General features: G+C 69.4%; 14 protein-coding genes and 1 tRNA gene. 6 read left to right on the plus strand and 9 right to left on the minus strand.

Going from position 1 to position 14,384, the window contains the following annotated elements; translation table 11 throughout:
- Window position 1 precedes the first annotated feature (1 nt).
- The 3 genes from ACPCJR_RS14550 to oxlT all read right to left on the minus strand — a co-directional run bounded on the left by ACPCJR_RS14550 (window position 2) and on the right by oxlT (window position 3,212).
- Entirely contained in the window at window positions 2–1,009 is a 1,008-nt protein-coding gene (locus tag ACPCJR_RS14550; protein ID WP_391514028.1) for a 2-dehydropantoate 2-reductase, read from the minus strand.
- A 104-nt stretch (window positions 1,010–1,113) separates the two neighbouring features.
- A complete protein-coding gene (locus ACPCJR_RS14555) occupies window positions 1,114–1,890 on the minus strand; it encodes a fumarylacetoacetate hydrolase family protein (protein ID WP_391514026.1) in 777 nt (258 codons plus the stop codon).
- Window positions 1,891–1,901: 11 nt separating this feature from the next.
- On the minus strand, window positions 1,902–3,212 hold the full coding sequence (gene oxlT, locus ACPCJR_RS14560; protein ID WP_391514024.1) for an oxalate/formate MFS antiporter: 1,311 nt from the start codon (window positions 3,210–3,212) through the stop codon (window positions 1,902–1,904).
- A gap of 291 nt (window positions 3,213–3,503) precedes the next feature.
- Between oxlT and ACPCJR_RS14565 the strand changes: the two genes are divergently transcribed.
- Together ACPCJR_RS14565 and ACPCJR_RS14570 are read left to right on the plus strand one after the other, a co-directional pair.
- Window positions 3,504–3,707 (plus strand): CsbD family protein, encoded by a 204-nt coding sequence (locus tag ACPCJR_RS14565; protein WP_391514022.1) that lies wholly within the window; start codon window positions 3,504–3,506, stop codon window positions 3,705–3,707.
- A gap of 133 nt (window positions 3,708–3,840) precedes the next feature.
- Window positions 3,841–4,221 carry a CsbD family protein gene (locus ACPCJR_RS14570; protein ID WP_391514020.1) on the plus strand — a complete coding sequence of 127 codons (381 nt, stop codon included), beginning with the start codon at window positions 3,841–3,843 and terminating at the stop codon, window positions 4,219–4,221.
- Here the strand turns inward: ACPCJR_RS14570 and ACPCJR_RS14575 are convergent.
- Window positions 4,208–5,179, minus strand: coding sequence for a diguanylate cyclase domain-containing protein (locus ACPCJR_RS14575; protein ID WP_391514018.1), 972 nt, complete (start codon window positions 5,177–5,179; stop codon window positions 4,208–4,210). The two genes, ACPCJR_RS14570 and ACPCJR_RS14575, sit on opposite strands and share 14 nt — an antisense overlap.
- A 297-nt stretch (window positions 5,180–5,476) precedes the next feature.
- On the opposite strand from ACPCJR_RS14575, the gene ACPCJR_RS14580 reads away from it, so the two are divergent.
- On the plus strand, window positions 5,477–6,253 hold the full coding sequence (locus tag ACPCJR_RS14580; RefSeq protein ID WP_391514016.1) for a creatininase family protein: 777 nt from the start codon (window positions 5,477–5,479) through the stop codon (window positions 6,251–6,253).
- Between the two features lie 182 nt (window positions 6,254–6,435).
- Here the strand turns inward: ACPCJR_RS14580 and ACPCJR_RS14585 are convergent, their stop codons facing one another.
- The 3 genes from ACPCJR_RS14585 to ACPCJR_RS14595 form a co-directional block, all read right to left on the minus strand.
- Window positions 6,436–7,713, minus strand: a complete 1,278-nt coding sequence (locus ACPCJR_RS14585; protein WP_391514014.1) for an alpha/beta hydrolase — start codon at window positions 7,711–7,713, stop codon at window positions 6,436–6,438.
- Window positions 7,714–8,046: 333 nt separating this feature from the next.
- Window positions 8,047–8,122: transfer RNA gene (locus tag ACPCJR_RS14590), tRNA-Thr, on the minus strand.
- Window positions 8,123–8,330: 208 nt separating this feature from the next.
- Complete coding sequence (locus tag ACPCJR_RS14595; RefSeq protein WP_391514012.1) at window positions 8,331–10,430, minus strand: putative bifunctional diguanylate cyclase/phosphodiesterase; 2,100 nt, start codon at window positions 10,428–10,430, stop codon at window positions 8,331–8,333.
- A gap of 358 nt (window positions 10,431–10,788) precedes the next feature.
- Between ACPCJR_RS14595 and ACPCJR_RS14600 the strand changes: the two genes are divergently transcribed.
- Window positions 10,789–11,136, plus strand: a complete 348-nt coding sequence (locus ACPCJR_RS14600) for a DUF167 domain-containing protein (RefSeq protein ID WP_391514010.1) — start codon at window positions 10,789–10,791, stop codon at window positions 11,134–11,136.
- Here ACPCJR_RS14600 and cmk read toward each other — a convergent pair.
- Both cmk and aroA read right to left on the minus strand, forming a co-directional pair.
- Window positions 11,123–11,785: a (d)CMP kinase gene (gene cmk, locus ACPCJR_RS14605; protein ID WP_391514008.1), complete on the minus strand. Its 663-nt coding sequence runs from the start codon at window positions 11,783–11,785 to the stop codon at window positions 11,123–11,125. The two genes, ACPCJR_RS14600 and cmk, sit on opposite strands and share 14 nt — an antisense overlap.
- Window positions 11,782–13,143, minus strand: coding sequence for a 3-phosphoshikimate 1-carboxyvinyltransferase (gene aroA, locus ACPCJR_RS14610; RefSeq protein WP_391514006.1), 1,362 nt, complete (start codon window positions 13,141–13,143; stop codon window positions 11,782–11,784). The genes cmk and aroA overlap by 4 nt, the downstream gene beginning before the upstream one ends.
- Before the next feature lie 330 nt (window positions 13,144–13,473).
- On the opposite strand from aroA, the gene ACPCJR_RS14615 reads away from it, so the two are divergent.
- Both ACPCJR_RS14615 and ACPCJR_RS14620 read left to right on the plus strand, forming a co-directional pair.
- Window positions 13,474–13,728, plus strand: a complete 255-nt coding sequence (locus ACPCJR_RS14615; protein ID WP_391514004.1) for a hypothetical protein — start codon at window positions 13,474–13,476, stop codon at window positions 13,726–13,728.
- 258 nt (window positions 13,729–13,986) lie between these two features.
- A complete protein-coding gene (locus ACPCJR_RS14620) occupies window positions 13,987–14,361 on the plus strand; it encodes a TIGR02300 family protein (protein ID WP_391514003.1) in 375 nt (124 codons plus the stop codon).
- The last annotated feature ends 23 nt before the right edge of the window (window positions 14,362–14,384 follow it).

Raw genomic sequence — 14,384 nt, forward strand, 5'->3', positions numbered from 1 at the left:
GTCACGCTCCCTGGATCGCGAGGCGACCCTTCGCGCGCTCAAGGCTCTGGGCCAGGAGCCGCATCAGGGCGAAGACGGTGTCGATATGCGGGGTCGGCGTGCCGGTGAGACGGCCGAGTTCGATCACGGAGCCGACGAGCGCCTCCAGCTCGATCGGGCGGCCGGCCTCCACGTCCTGAAGCATCGAGGTCTTGTGAGGCCCGACCTTCTCGGCGCCCGCGATCCGCTTGTCGATGCCGAGCCGGAAGGTGACGCCGAGCCGGTTGGCGATGATTTCGGCCTCGCGCATCATCTCGGCGGCGATCGCCCGGGTGTCGGGGAAGCGGCAGATATCCTCGAGCGTGGCGTGGGTCAGCGCGGAGATCGGGTTGAAGCTGAGGTTGCCCCACAGCTTGAGCCAGATCTCGGCGCGGATGTCGTTGGTGACGGGCGCGCGGAAGCCGCCCTTGGCGAGACGCTGGGAGAGGGCGAGCACCCGCTCCGACTTCGATCCGTCGAGTTCGCCCAGGCCGAAGCGGTTGCCCTCGATCACCTTCACGGTGCCGGGGTCGGTGAGCACCGTGGCGGGGTACACGACCGAGCCGATCACGTGCTTGGGGTCGAGGTGGTCGGCGATCAGCCCGCCGGGGTCCGCGCTCTCGAGCCGGGTGCCGGCATACTCGCCGCCATGGCCGCCCATGAAGTACCACCACGGAATCCCGTTCTGCATCGTCACCACGACGGTGTCGGGGCCGATCAGGTGCTTCAGATCCGCGGCGATCGGGCCGACCTGATGCGCCTTCACGGTCAGCAGCACGACCTCGTGCACGCCCGCCTCCTGCATGGAGCGCGTCGCCTTGACGGACTTGGAGTGGATCTCGGTGCCGTCCTCCTCGATCAGCCGCATGCCGTCGGCCTTGATCGCGCCCGCGTTCGAGCGGGCGATGAAGGTGACGTCCTCGCCGGCTTCCGCCAGCCTGACCCCAAGATAGCCGCCGATGGCGCCGGCGCCGACGATCGCGATGCTCATGTCTCTCACCCGTGCTGCGTGTCTCGCTCCGCCGGCGAAACCGTCAACGCCCCTCGGGGCCAGTTTCGTCCGGACGCGGAGGCCACGTTCTCGTCAGTTGTCGTCTACTCGAACCGATTCGACAGCGTACCGATTCCGTCGATCACGATCTCGACCGTGGCACCCTTGGGGATCGGCCCCGAGCCGACGGAGGTGCCGCAGGCGATGACGTCGCCCGGCTCCAGCGTCATGCCCTGCGAGAGCTGGGCCACGAGCCGCGCCGCCGGGATCAGCATGTCGCTGATGGGAAAGCTCTGCCGCTCGCGCCCGTTGACCAGGGTGCGCACGGTCAGCGTCGCCGGATCGAGCCCGGTGGCGATGACCGGGCCGAACGGGCCGAAGCCGTCCAGCCCCTTGGCCCGGGCCCATTGCGTGAAGCTCGCATCCGCCTTGAGGATCGCGGCGGAGGTGACGTCGTTCACGCAGGTGAAGCCGAAGACGTGCTGCGCGGCCTCCTCCTCGGTGAGGTCGCGAGCGCTCTTGCCCGGGACCGCGCCGATGACGATGCCGAGTTCGCCCTCGTAGAGCGCCCGGCCCGAGGCTTCGGGCACCGCCACCACCGCACCGGAGGGCCGGTAGGTGTTGGCGGGCTTGATCAGGAACAGAGGCGCCTCGGGGCGGGAGAGCTCCAGCTTCTCCATGAGCGCCCCGAAGTTGTTCCACAGGGCGATCATCTTGGTGGGCCGGCAGGGCAGGTCCAGGCTCACTTCGGCGAGCGGCAGCACCTGCCCCGTCGGGGCGTTGCGACCGAACAGGTCGCCCTCGCAGACCTCGATCCGGTCACCGTCGAGCCGGCCGAAGCCGTGCTCGCCGTCATGGATGAATCCGATCCAGCGCGTCACGGCTGCGGTCCTCACTGGCTGCGGGCGACGAAGCGGGCGCGCATCGGCTTGAGCACGAAGAGCGCGAGGAAGCCGGCGATGAAGGCCATGCCCGAGGCGAGATAGAACACGTTCTGCCAGGAGCCGGTCGCGGTCTGGATCGCCAGGAAGGCGGGCAGCATCAGCGAGGCCGTGCCCTTGGCGGTGTAGAGCAGGCCGGCATTGGCGGTGGCGTTCTTGTCGCCGTAGGTGTCGGCGCAGGTCGAGGGAAACAGCGAGTAGATCTCGCCCCAGGCGAAGAACACGAGGCCGGTCAGCAGCACGAAGGCCATCGGCGAATGGGCGAACATGCCGAGCGCCAGGATGCCCGCGCCCTCGACCATGAAGGCGAGGAACATGGTGTTCTCACGCCCGATCCGGTCGGAGATCCAGCCGAATACCGGCCGCGTCACGCCGTTGAGCACCCGGTCGATGGTGAGCGCGAAGGTCAGCGCCGGCAGGGTCAGGCCCATCAGCGAGACGGGGATCGAATCGACCTGGAAGTCCCGGGCGATGGGCGCGAGCGAGGCGGTCGCCATCAGGCCGCCGGCGGCCATCATCACGAACATCGCGTACATCAGCCAGAAGACCGGCGTGCGCACCATCTCGGCGGAGGAGTACTGGCGGCGGCTCGTGGCGTTCGGGGTGACGCGGCCGGCGAGCATCCGCTCCTTGTAGGCGGCGCTCGGCGAGGAGAGCAGCAGCGCGGCGACCATCACGACGATGCCCTGGCCGAGGCCGAAGGCGAGGAAGGTCTGCTCGTAGCCGCTGTCGCGGATCATCGCGGCGATCGGGATGACGGTCAGTGCCGAGCCGGCGCCGAAGCCCGCGGCGGTGAGGCCGGCGGCCAGACCGCGCCGGTCCGGAAACCACTTGAGCGCGTTGCCGACGCAGGTGCCGTAGACCGCGCCGGCGCCGATGCCGCTGATGGCGGCGGCGAGGTAGAGGAACCACAGCGAGTCGGCGACCGAGTTCATCGCCCAGCCGATGGCGCAGAGCGCGCCGCCGAACAGCGTGACGACCTTCGGGCCGTACTTGTCGACGAACCAACCCTCGATCGGCACCAGCCAGGTCTCGGTGAGAACGAAGATCGTGAAGGCGATCTGGATCGCCGGCTTGCCCCACTGGTACTTGTCGTTGATCGGGTTGACGAACAGCGTCCAGCCGTACTGCAGGTTGGCGATCATCGACATGCACAGCACACCGAGGATCAGCTGCCCCCAGCGTCCACCGAAGGGTGAATCGGCAGGGGCTGCGGAATAAGCGCCTGCGCCGGGCAATGGATCGGCGGCTTCAACGGCCATGGAGCGGACCTCAATCTCGACTTTTCTTGGCATGCCGGATTTCGTGTCCGGGCGAGCCTTTATGGAATTTTGGATACCGCATACGTAACCGGTCGGGCGCCGGACTCTGACAGGAAAATATTTGGCCGCTGCGCAGATATTTTTTGAACGTCAAACTCAAAATGCATTCATTATGCGAGCAGGTGCCGCAGCGCACCCCGTAACATAGGATTGGAACCAAGCCGTCCGCCCATCGTTCAGCTTGCCGAGCGCGCCGACGAACGGCGCAAGAAACGACAGCGGAGACGAGCGATGAGCAGCACCACCGACAAGCTCAAGGGCATCGCCAACGAGGCGGCCGGCAACATCAAGCAGGGCGTCGGCAACGTGACCGGCAACGAGAAGCTGCAGGCCGAAGGCAAGGCGCAGGAACTCGAGGGCAAGACCCAGCGGACCGTCGGCGAGGCCAAGGACGGCGTCAAGAACGCGGCGGACGCGGTCAAGAGCAAGCTCTGAGGCTCAATTCGATTACGCTTCGCGCGAAGCGCGACGACCGGAGCCGCACCCGACCGGGTGCGGCTTCTTCGTTTCGGGGTCCGGGACGAGGCGCAGCGCGGCAAAACCCATTTTCACGAGATAGGGATCGGCCATGAACAGGGACCGGATCGAGGGCAACATCCGCAACCTCAAGGGACGAGGCCGCACGGTGCTGGGCGCCGTGTCGGGGCGAGCCCGGCCGCAGGTCGAGGGCGCCTACGAGCAGATCGCCGGCGTGGCGCAGTCGCGCTACGGCCGCACGCGCGAGCGGGCGGAGGAGATCTACGAGGAGGGCTACCGTTTCGCCGACGAGGCGGCCTCCCGCGGCCGGCAACTGCGCGATGAAGCCCAGACCCGCGGACGCCACTATCGCGACGAGGCGCACCGGCGCGGCCGGGCCCTGGCCATCCGCGCCGACGAGAACCGCGGCACGACGCTGGCCCTCGTCGCCGCGGCCGCCTTCGGACTCGGCTGGCTGGTCAGCCGCCGCTGATCACGACCCAGCGGGGGCGTGCGACGCCGGGCGCCGGCTCCCGCTTCGCTTCCGCCTTGGCGTCGTAGAGGGCACGGTCGGCGCGTCCGAGCACGGCGTCGACCGTGTCGTCGGGGCCCGCCGCGAGCGCCGTACCGATGCCGGTACCCACGCACACGCTGTGCGGGCCGACGGCGATGGGTGCCGTGACCGCGGCTCGGACGGCCGCGACGAGGCCGGCCGCCTCCGTCTCGCCGACCAGTACGAACTCGTCGCCGCCCGGTCGCGCGGCGAACAGGCCGTCGCGTGCCGCCAGATCGCCGAGCCGCCGGCCGATCTCCGCCAGCACGCGGTCGCCGGCAGCGTGGCCGAAGCGATCGTTGATCGGCTTGAAGCCGTCGAGATCGAGGCACAGCACGCCGACCGGATTCCGGGATGCGGCGAGCCGCTCCGCGAGGTGCTCGCGCAGGTACATCCGGTTCGGCAAGCCCGTGAGGTCGTCGTGGCGCGCGGCGTGGCGCAGCCGCTCGTTGGCGGCCTCCCGCTCGGTCACGTCCCGGTCGATGCCGCGGTAGCCGCAGAAGGCCCCCTCCGCATCGAACAGCGGCACCCCGCTCGTTTCCAGCACGACGAGGCTGCCGTCCTTGCGCAGGTTGCGGTTCAGGAGTTGGGCGAAGGGCCGTCTCTCGGCTGCGATGGCCGCGAAGAGGTGCCCGATCCGCGCAGCCTCGTCCGGCGGCATGAGGTCGAAAGGCGTGCGACCCAGCACCTCCTCCGGCGCGTAGCCGAGAAGAGCGAGGCATTGGCGGGAGGCGTAGGTGTAGCGCCCCTGCGCGTCGACCTCCCAGATCCAGTCGGAATTCTGCTCCAGCATCGCCCGCAGGCGGGCGATTTCCCGCTGCATCGCGTCGGCCGGACCGTCATCCACCGCCGCATCGGGCGGCGGCGTGCCGAATGTGCGTGCAGGAGGCAGGGTCACGGCGGCCAGATCACGTCGAACCCGGGAAGGTTGCGCAGATTTACGGGGATTTTGACTAACGAGCGGTTGATGCCGTGCGGGCTGGACCGAGCCGACGTGGGGAGCCGCCTCTGTCCGGCGCCGGTTCGTTCAGGGCGCTGCGGTTCATGACAAGATCCTGGCGTGGAGGCCGGTTTCCGCTATTCCAATTCCGCATGCCCCCACGGAGCGGGATACTTTCAGGCCCGCCCGATCCACTTCGCCTCACGCCGGACCGGACCACCATCCCGGTCGAGCCGACACCCCGAGGACCCCACCATGCCGGCGCGATCCTGGCTCGACCTGACGACGGAGGAGATCCGCGCTCGTGACATGAGCCGGACCATCGCGGTGCTTCCGGTGGCGGCGGTGGAGCAGCACGGACCGCATCTTCCTCTGGGTACCGACACCTACATCGCGGCCGGGTATCTGGAGCGGGTCGCGCGGCTCGTGCCCGAGGGGCTCGACGTGCTGGTGCTGCCGGTCCAGGCGGTGGGCAAATCCGACGAACACGACGCGTTCCCCGGTACGCTGACGCTGAGCGCCGGGACCGCCCTGGCCGCCTGGACGGAGATCGCCGCCGGCCTGCACCGGGCCGGGTGCCGGAAACTCGTGATCGTCTCCTCGCATGGGGGCAACAGCGCGCTCATCGACCTCGTGGCCGGCACGCTCCGCGATCGGTTCGGGATGGTCGCGGTGACGACCTCGTGGAGCCGGCTCGGCCTGCCCGAGGGTCTGTTCCCGGCCGACGAGATCCGCCACGGCATCCATGCGGGCGGCATCGAGACCGCCCTGATGCTGGCCCTGCGGCCGGATCTGGTGCGGCGGGAGCAGGTCGCGGATTTCGAGCCCAGGACCGTCGCGATGGAGCGGGATTTCACCCTGCTGCGGGCCGGCCGACCGGCGGCCTTCGCCTGGAAGACGCAGGACCTCCACCCCTCGGGAGCCCTGGGCGACGCCCGCCTCGGCACGGCGGAGGCGGGAGAGGCCGCCCTCGCGCACGGCGCAGGCGCCTTCGTGACCCTGCTCGGCGAAGTGGACCACTTCGAACTTTAGAGTATCGCCCCGAAAGGTGGCCGCCGGCTTTCGGAACAAGTCGATGCGAAACAAGAGGCTCGAACATCGTGCCGGATACGATATCCGGCACGATGTTCTGGCGTCGCGTCCGAAAAGGGGTTTCGGACCGGGTCGCCGTGATCCGGCGACCACTTCGCTCGCCGGCGCGGACGGGCGCCCGGTCAGAGCGGAAGGGCCGGTTCGAGACTGCCGGCGGGGTCGAGCACCCGCTCGCGAAGGCGCTGCGGCCCGAGGGTCATCGCGAAGAAATCGTAGTCACCGTGCCGCTCGTTCGCGAGCAGGAACTGGAAGTGCATGCGGAAGGGACGGAAGCGCACCCGCCGGTAGGTTTCCGGACTCAGCAGGTCCCGGAAGCGCGCCGAGCGGACCAGGGGATTGGCGACCGGCCGGCCGCACAGGCCGAGATCGAGGTGGCGCAGCGGGTTGAAGCCCGGAAAGTTCATCCAGTCCTGCGGCGCCTGGAAGTCGCACCAGACGATGCGCCGATCCGTGACGAGGCCCGTGATCTCCGCCCGCAGGCGGTCCGCCTTCGGCTGGAGGGCGACGAGGGGCAGCCCGGAACCCAACGTCGCCAGCGACAGGCTCGCCCCCGACGCGCCGAGTCCGGGATCGCGGGCGAGCAGGCGGGCCGCAACCTCGGTCGCCGTCAGCCCCCCGGAGGAATGGCCGACGATCATGATCTCGTCGGGCGCCTCGCCCGCCGCGGCCCGCGCCGCGAGGCAGGACTGGACGTAGCCCGCGAAGGCCTCGAGGCGCCGGTCGTAATCGGGCCGCCTGCCGCGGCCGTGCTGCCAGTTGAAGACCCAATCGTTCAGCAACTGCCAGAAGAAGATGCGGTTCAGGAAGGCTTCGATCGCCTTGATCCAGAGGATGCCCACCGCCACGGCCAGCGGAAGCGAGACCCAGATGGGCAGTCGCAAGCTGTGGCCGAACCAATCCCCGAGATGGGCGTAGACCGCGACCCCGATGGCGGCGGAGGCGAGGGTGAGGAGCGCCACCATCACGAAGGGGTAGAGGATGACGTTGCCGTACTTCCAGTTCAGCCGGTAGAACTGGAACAGCAATCCGGTCGTGACCGATTGCAGCGTCCCGGCAACGAGGAGGGCGACGCTGACGAAGCGGGAGCGGGCGAAGTCCCGGGCGACGATGTCGTCCCACAGCAGCACGTCGTAGCGGGTCTCGGCCCCCTGCCCCTGCTCGGGGGCGCTCACGGTCCAGCTCTGCACGAGTCCGTCGCCGCTCAGCTGCGCGCAGGAGATCGTGCGCTTCCCGACGCCGAAACGTTTGATGTAGCGGGCCCATTCGCGCACGAAGAGCAGACGGTAGCGGGTCCGCGCCTCCGGATCGTATCCCGGAACGTAGAACACGTGCCGGCGCCGGACCGGCTCGCACCGCGCCTCCTGCAGATCCGGCGGCGTGAAGCTCAGCGACTGTTCCATGCGTCCGAGTCGCTTGTCCGATTTGGGAGCCGTAGGAAGCATCGAAAACTGCAGAGGCCGCGCAGGATGAGCATCGACGCTCCTCTTCCTGCACCCTCATAAGTTACCAATCCAGCATTTCCGTCCGGCGGTCGACATGAAAGACCGCGTTGCCCAAATCTACGATCACGATCGCGGGACCGCGGGGCAGCGACGCCGCATTGTCTTTTCAGATGTCAAAAATGCCAACGCCCCCGCGAAACGATCCGCCGAGTCCGTCATGAGGGGGATCGTCCACGCGCCGACGAGATCCCGGAAACGAAAACTCGGGAAGGCGGGATCGGAGACGGGAGATGGTGCCGGTTGCGGGACTCGAACTCGCGACCTACCGCTTACAAGGCGGGTGCTCTACCAACTGAGCTAAACCGGCTCACCGCCACCCGCTATCAGCCAGTTCGGGACGGCGCAAGCGCGGGAATGGATGCGCTGCACACGCATCACGGTCTTCACTCGAATATTGTGCGCAACTGATCTTCGCTCAATGGCGGGAGATCAGCATTGAGACCGAGCCTGACCGGGCCGGCAGGCTCAAAGCATGCGGCGCTCCAGTATCGGGACAGCGGGCGGTCGGATGCCGCTCAGGCGGCTTCGGGCTGCACCCGGAGCTCCCCCCGCCCCTCGGTCGGGGCGGCGAGCAGCCTCGATCGGCGCAGCTTGATCGTGTCGGTGAAGCGGGCCTCCGCCTCCGGGCGGCCGAACAGGTATCCTTGCAGGTCCAGCCCGCGCTCCCGGGCGAGAAGCCGCCGCTGCTCCTCCGTCTCGACCCCCTCCGCCGTGACCGCCAGCCCGAGGCTGCGCGACAGCCCGATGATGGCGCGCACGATCGCGGTCGATTGCGGGTCCTGGCCCAGGCCCCGGACGAAGCTGCGATCGATCTTGAGGCGGGTGAGCGGGAAGGTGTGAACGAAGCTCAGGGACGAGTAGCCGGTGCCGAAATCGTCGAGCGCGATCATGACGCCGAGGCCGCGCAGCTGCCGGAGCAGGCCCAGGGTGAGATCGCGGTTCTCCAGAACCGCCGTCTCGGTGATCTCGATCTCGAGGCGGTGGGGCGCCAGACCACTCTCGGCAAGCGCCCGCTCGACCGTGCGGATGAAGCATGTGCTGCGCAGTTGCGTCGCCGAGACGTTGACCGCCACCGTCAGATGGGCGGGCCAGCGGACGGCCTCGCGGCAAGCCTCGGCCAGAACCCAGGCGCCGAGTTCCGGCATCAGGCCCGCCTCCTCGGCGATCGGAACGAAATCGGCGGGGGAGATCGGCGCGCCGTTCGAGCGGTTCCAGCGCAGCAGCGCCTCGAAGCCGGTGGTCGCGCCGGTGCGGGCCCGGACGACCGGCTGGTAGTGCAGGACGAAGGCGTGGTCCTCCATCGCCCGGCGGAGGTCGGCCTCAAGGCTCGTCCTCGCCGCCGCGCGGTCGCCCATCGCCGGATCGTAGAAGGCGTACCGGTTCGGCCCGCTTCGCTTGGCATCGTAAAGGGCGAGGTCGGCGCTGCGCAGCAGCGTGTCGGGATCCTTCCCTGCCAGCGGGAACTGGGCGATGCCGATGCTGGCACCCACCCGCATCGACAGCCGTTCGACCGCGTAGGGCTGGTTGAGGGCATCGAGAACCCGCTGGGCCGTGCTGGCCGCCCCTTCCGCGTCGGCGAGCCCGATCATCAGGGCGAACTCGTCACCGCCGAGCCGCGCCACCACGTCCTGCGGACGCACCGCGCGCCGGAGCCGCCCGGCAACCTCCTGGAGCAGCCTGTCGCCCACGGCGTGGCCGAACGTGTCGTTGATCGGCTTGAAGCGGTCGAGATCGACGTAGAGCACCGCGCAGGGCTGCCCGGCTTCCGAGGCGAGCCGCGCGCTCAGCACTTGGTGGAGCGCCGCGCGGTTGGGAAGGTCGGTCAGCGGATCGTGCCGGGCGAGGTGCCGGATCCGCTCCTCGAAGCGGCGCCGCTCGGTCACGTCGGCGAAGGTCGAGACCCAACCGCCATCCGCCAACCGCCGGGTCGTGACCACCAGGATGCGATCCCGGTGCGCAATCTCCGAGACCGTCGGCTTGAGCAGGTCGAGATCGGGCCGCAGGTGGTCCCTGACGTAGCTGGCGGCAGCGGCCTCATTGAGAGCATCGCCGAGCATGCTCCGCATCGCCGCGCCGGTCAGCACCGTGCGGCCCGGCAGCATCAGAACCTCGCGCATCCGCTCGTTGGCGAGCACCACGCGCCCCGCAGCGTCGATGAGGGCGAGGCCCTGGGCCATGTTCGACAGGGCGAGGTCGAGGTTGGCGAGAGCCGCTTCGAGTCGGATGGTGGCAGCCCGCCGCTCCGTACAGTCGCGGGTGATCTTGGCAAAACCGATGAACAGGCCGTCGTCGTAGAGGGCGTCGATCACCGCATGCGCCCAGAACCGCGTGCCGTCCTTGCGCAGGCGCCAGCCTTCCGTCTCGAAGCGGCCGGTCTCCCGCGCCGTCCTGAGGCCTGTCTCGGGCCATCCCGCCGCTCTGTCTTCGGAGGTGAAGAAGCAGGAGAAGTGGCGTCCCACGATCTCGTCGGCGGCGTAGCCCTTGGTCCGCTGCGCACCGGCGTTCCAGTTGGCCACCGTCCCGTCGGGCGACAGCATGTAGATCGCGTAGTCCGTCACGCCTTGGACCAGCAGGCGGTACATGATGTCGGCGTCTTCGGTGCGGTTCGGCATCATCAGCCCGGGCAGCCTTCCTGAAGACCACTGGAAGCGTACAAAAGTTAATTCTTGTTGCTGCCGAACGGGCACCGGAGGAGCCGACTGCACGAGTGACGGCGACACTCTCCGCCCTGAGGTTGCGGCAGGACGATGGGAGGCAACCATCTCTCCCTTGTCGCCCTCGATCCCTGGATCGACCGTGAGTCCGAGAGGGGGCGATCGGACATCGCGGAACGCGCGATCAAGATCGCGAGAGGTGCCGCGAAATCTCACCACCACGCGCCGGCGCAGGTCCGACATCGCCCGTCTTCTCGGGCGATTCGCAGCCTCAGGGCCGGGATCAATAGGAATACGCTCAGTGCCGACGCCCTCTCGCTTGCCTCGAAGCGATACCGAACCGCGCCCCTATACGAGCGAGCCGGACGGCCTCACGCTGGCGGTGCGCCTGACGCCGCGGGCGAGCCGCACCGGTCTCGACGGCATTCGGACAGAAGCGGACGGGCGGCCGCTCCTCGGCCTGCGGGTCGCGGCGCCGCCGGTGGAGGGCGCGGCGAACGCGGCGCTCATCGCTTTCGTGGCCCGGAGCCTCGGGCTGCGAAAGGCGGAGGTGACGGTCGTCTCGGGCGCGGCCTCCCGGATCAAGCGGCTGCACCTCGCGGGCGATGCCCGCGATCTCGCCGCACGGATGGAGGCGTGGCTGGAGGGCGCCGTCAGGCAGCCTTGAGACGCTCGGCGATGGTGACGGCCTGCGCGAAGGCGGCATCGGCGTCGAGTTCGGTGGTGTCGAGCACCACCGCGTCCTCGGCCGCCTTCAGGGGGGCGGCGGCCCGGCTCGAATCGCGCGCGTCGCGGGCTCGGATGTCGGCGAGGATAGCCGCGAGCGTCGTCTCCTCGCCCCGGCCGAGCAATTCGAGATGGCGTCGCCGCGCCCGCTCCTCGGGAGCGGCGGTGATGAAGAGTTTGACCGGCGCCCCCGGGCACACCACCGTGCCGATGTCGCGCCCATCGAGGACCGCGCCCTGCGCGCCCTCCGCGAACTTCCGTTGCCAGGACAGCAGAGCGGCGCGCACCTCCGGCACCGAGGAAACCCGCGAGGCCGCCTCGCCCATGGCCCGCTCGCGCAGGCGCGGATCGGAGAGCCGCTCGGCCGAGAGAGCGCCCGCCGCCCGGGCCGCCGCGCCCGCATCGTCGAGATCGGTGCCCGCATCGATCAGGGTGAGCGCCACGGCGCGGTAGAGCAGACCGGTATCGAGGTGGGGCAGCCCGTAATGCAGGGCCAGCCGCCGGGCGAGGGTGCCCTTGCCCGAAGCAGCCGGGCCGTCGATGGCGATGACGAGGGGGCCGGCGTGACGGCCGGTGCGACCCGAGCTCATGCGGCGGCCCCGTCCTCGATCCGGGCGCCGAGCGCCAGCATGGTCGGCCGGAAGCTCGGAAAACTCGTGGCGATCATCGCCCCGTCATCCACGGTCACGGGATTTCGCGTCGCCAGTCCCATGACGAGGAAGGCCATAGCGATGCGGTGATCGAGATGGGTGGCGACCGTGCCGCCGCCCGCGGGCGCCGTGCCGTCGCCCGTGACGATCAGGTCGTCGCCCTCGACCCTATGGTCCGCGCCGTTGGCGGCGAGGCCGGCGGCGACGGCCGCGAGCCGGTCGGATTCCTTGACGCGCAGTTCGTGCAACCCGTTCATCCGGGTCGTGCCCTCGGCGAAGGCCGCCGCGACGGCGAGGACGGGGTACTCGTCGATCATCGAGGGCGCCCGCTCGGCCGGAACCGAGACGCCCTTCAGCCGGCTCGCGCGCACTCGCAGATCCGCGACGGTCTCGCCGCCCTCCTCGCGCTCGTCGAGGCGCTCGATCTGCCCGCCCATTTCGATCAGCGTGGTGATGAGACCGGTGCGCAGGGGATTCATCATCACGCCGCGCAGCGTCACGTCGGAGCCCGGCACGATCAGTGCCGCCACGAGGGGAAAGGCCGCCGAGGAGGGATCGGCCGGCACGACCACGTCGGTGCCGCGCAGGGTCGGCTGGCCGGTGAGCGCGATGGTACGGCCGTGGCCGCCCTCCCCCGACGGCGTCACGGCGACCTCCGCCCCGAACAAACGCAGCATCCGCTCGGTGTGATCGCGGGAGGCGGCGCCCTCGATGACGGTGGTGGTGCCCGGGGCGTTGAGGCCGGCAAACAGCACCGCCGATTTGATCTGCGCCGAGGCGACGGGCAGTTCGTAGCGGATCGGGATCGCCTCGCGGGGCCCCTTCAGCGTCAGCGGCACGCGCCCGCCCTCGGCCTCCGAGACGACCTGCGCGCCCATCGTCACGAGCGGGTCGAGGATGCGCCGCATCGGCCGCTTGCGCAGGGAGGCGTCGCCGTCGAAGGTCGCGGTGACCGGCTGGCCGCCGACCACGCCCATCATCAGCCGCGAGCCGGTGCCGGCATTGCCGAAATCGAGCACGTCCGCGGGGTCCTGCATCCCGCCGATACCGACGCCGACGACGCGCCAGCGACCCTCGCCCTCGCGGGTGACCCGGGCACCGAGGGCCCGCGCGGCGGCGGCGGTGCGCAGCACGTCATCGCCTTCGAGAAGGCCCTCGACCCGGGTCTCGCCGATGGCGAGCAGCCCCAGGATCATCGCCCGGTGGGAGATCGACTTGTCGCCGGGCGGCTTCAGAGACCCGTGCAGGGGGCCTCCGGGATGCGCGGTGACGGGTTGCGGTTCGGAATCGTGCGACACGGGACGGGTCTCGGGACGGGGCTTGGGCTCTGCGCCAGGGCGCCCCGGCGCCGACGGGACGACGCGGACCGCCCGCCGGAACGACCCGGTGCGACGGGCGCCCGTTACCATGCGGAGGCCCCCGCGTCATCCGCAGGCCCGGCGGGGACCGGAGCCGCCGACCGCCGCTTCATCCGCACCTTCGTCCGAACCTGCGCACCGCGCGAAGCCGCCCACGGACCGTGGCCGCCTCTGCCACTTCGACCTTGTGCGAGCGGGAAAACCGCGCAAAGACCCCGGTCACGCGCGCTTCAAGCTCGACTTACCCAAACATATGTTTACACCAGAGATATGACGCCCGTGAATCAGTGCCTGCGCAAGGTCGGTCACGTATCTGCCGGAGTCGATCCGACGACGGTCAAGCGCGTCTGCGAAGCCCTCGACGAGTTGGAACGTGCCTATCGCCGGCCGAGCGAGCGCATCGTCGCTCTCGAGGCGGTGCTGCACGATTTCGGCCGGTACGCGTCGGTGAACGACACGCCCTTCCGCCGCTTCCTGCGGATCAGCGTCGAACGCCGTCAGAACAAGTGGGCGCGACACATCTGACGGCATGCGCCGACGGCCTCTGGCCGATCGAGTTCGATCCCATCGCCCACCAAGCGCCCGCATCGACGATTGGCCCCGGCTGTCGGCCAGCCACTCCCGGACCGCGCGTCGGCGACTTGGGGTTTGACGGCGCCTCGGGATTCGACGGCGACTCGGGATTTGACCGCGACTTGGCGTTTGACATGGGCGGAGGCTGCGACTAACGGGGCCGCTCTCCCGGACCCTTTCCCTCCTCAATGCCCCCAGAGGTTTGCTGCCGTGGCTAGACCGGAACTCGGCGTCAAGCGCCAGTGCATGAATTGCGGTGCCAAGTTCTACGATCTCGACCGTGATCCGGCGACCTGCCCGAAATGCGGCACGATCTATCAGGTCGCCACGAGCCGGGTCGCCCCGCCGGTCGCGAGCCGGACGGAGGACGACGAGGAAGAGGACGAGAAGGCCGGTCCGGAGATCGTCTCCCTCGACGAGGCCGAGGCCAGCGAGGACGATGCCGACATCAGCGTCGACGACGACGAGAGCGGCGACGAAGCCAGCAACAGCACGGACGACGATACGTTCCTGGAGGAAGAGGACGGCGACGACGACGTCTCCGACCTGATCGACAACGATTCCGACAACGACGAGGAGGGCTGAGGCCCACCCCATCGGCGGCCGGC

Source organism: Methylobacterium sp. NPDC097929 (genome assembly GCF_049543375.1).
Taxonomy (GTDB): domain Bacteria; phylum Pseudomonadota; class Alphaproteobacteria; order Rhizobiales; family Beijerinckiaceae; genus Methylobacterium.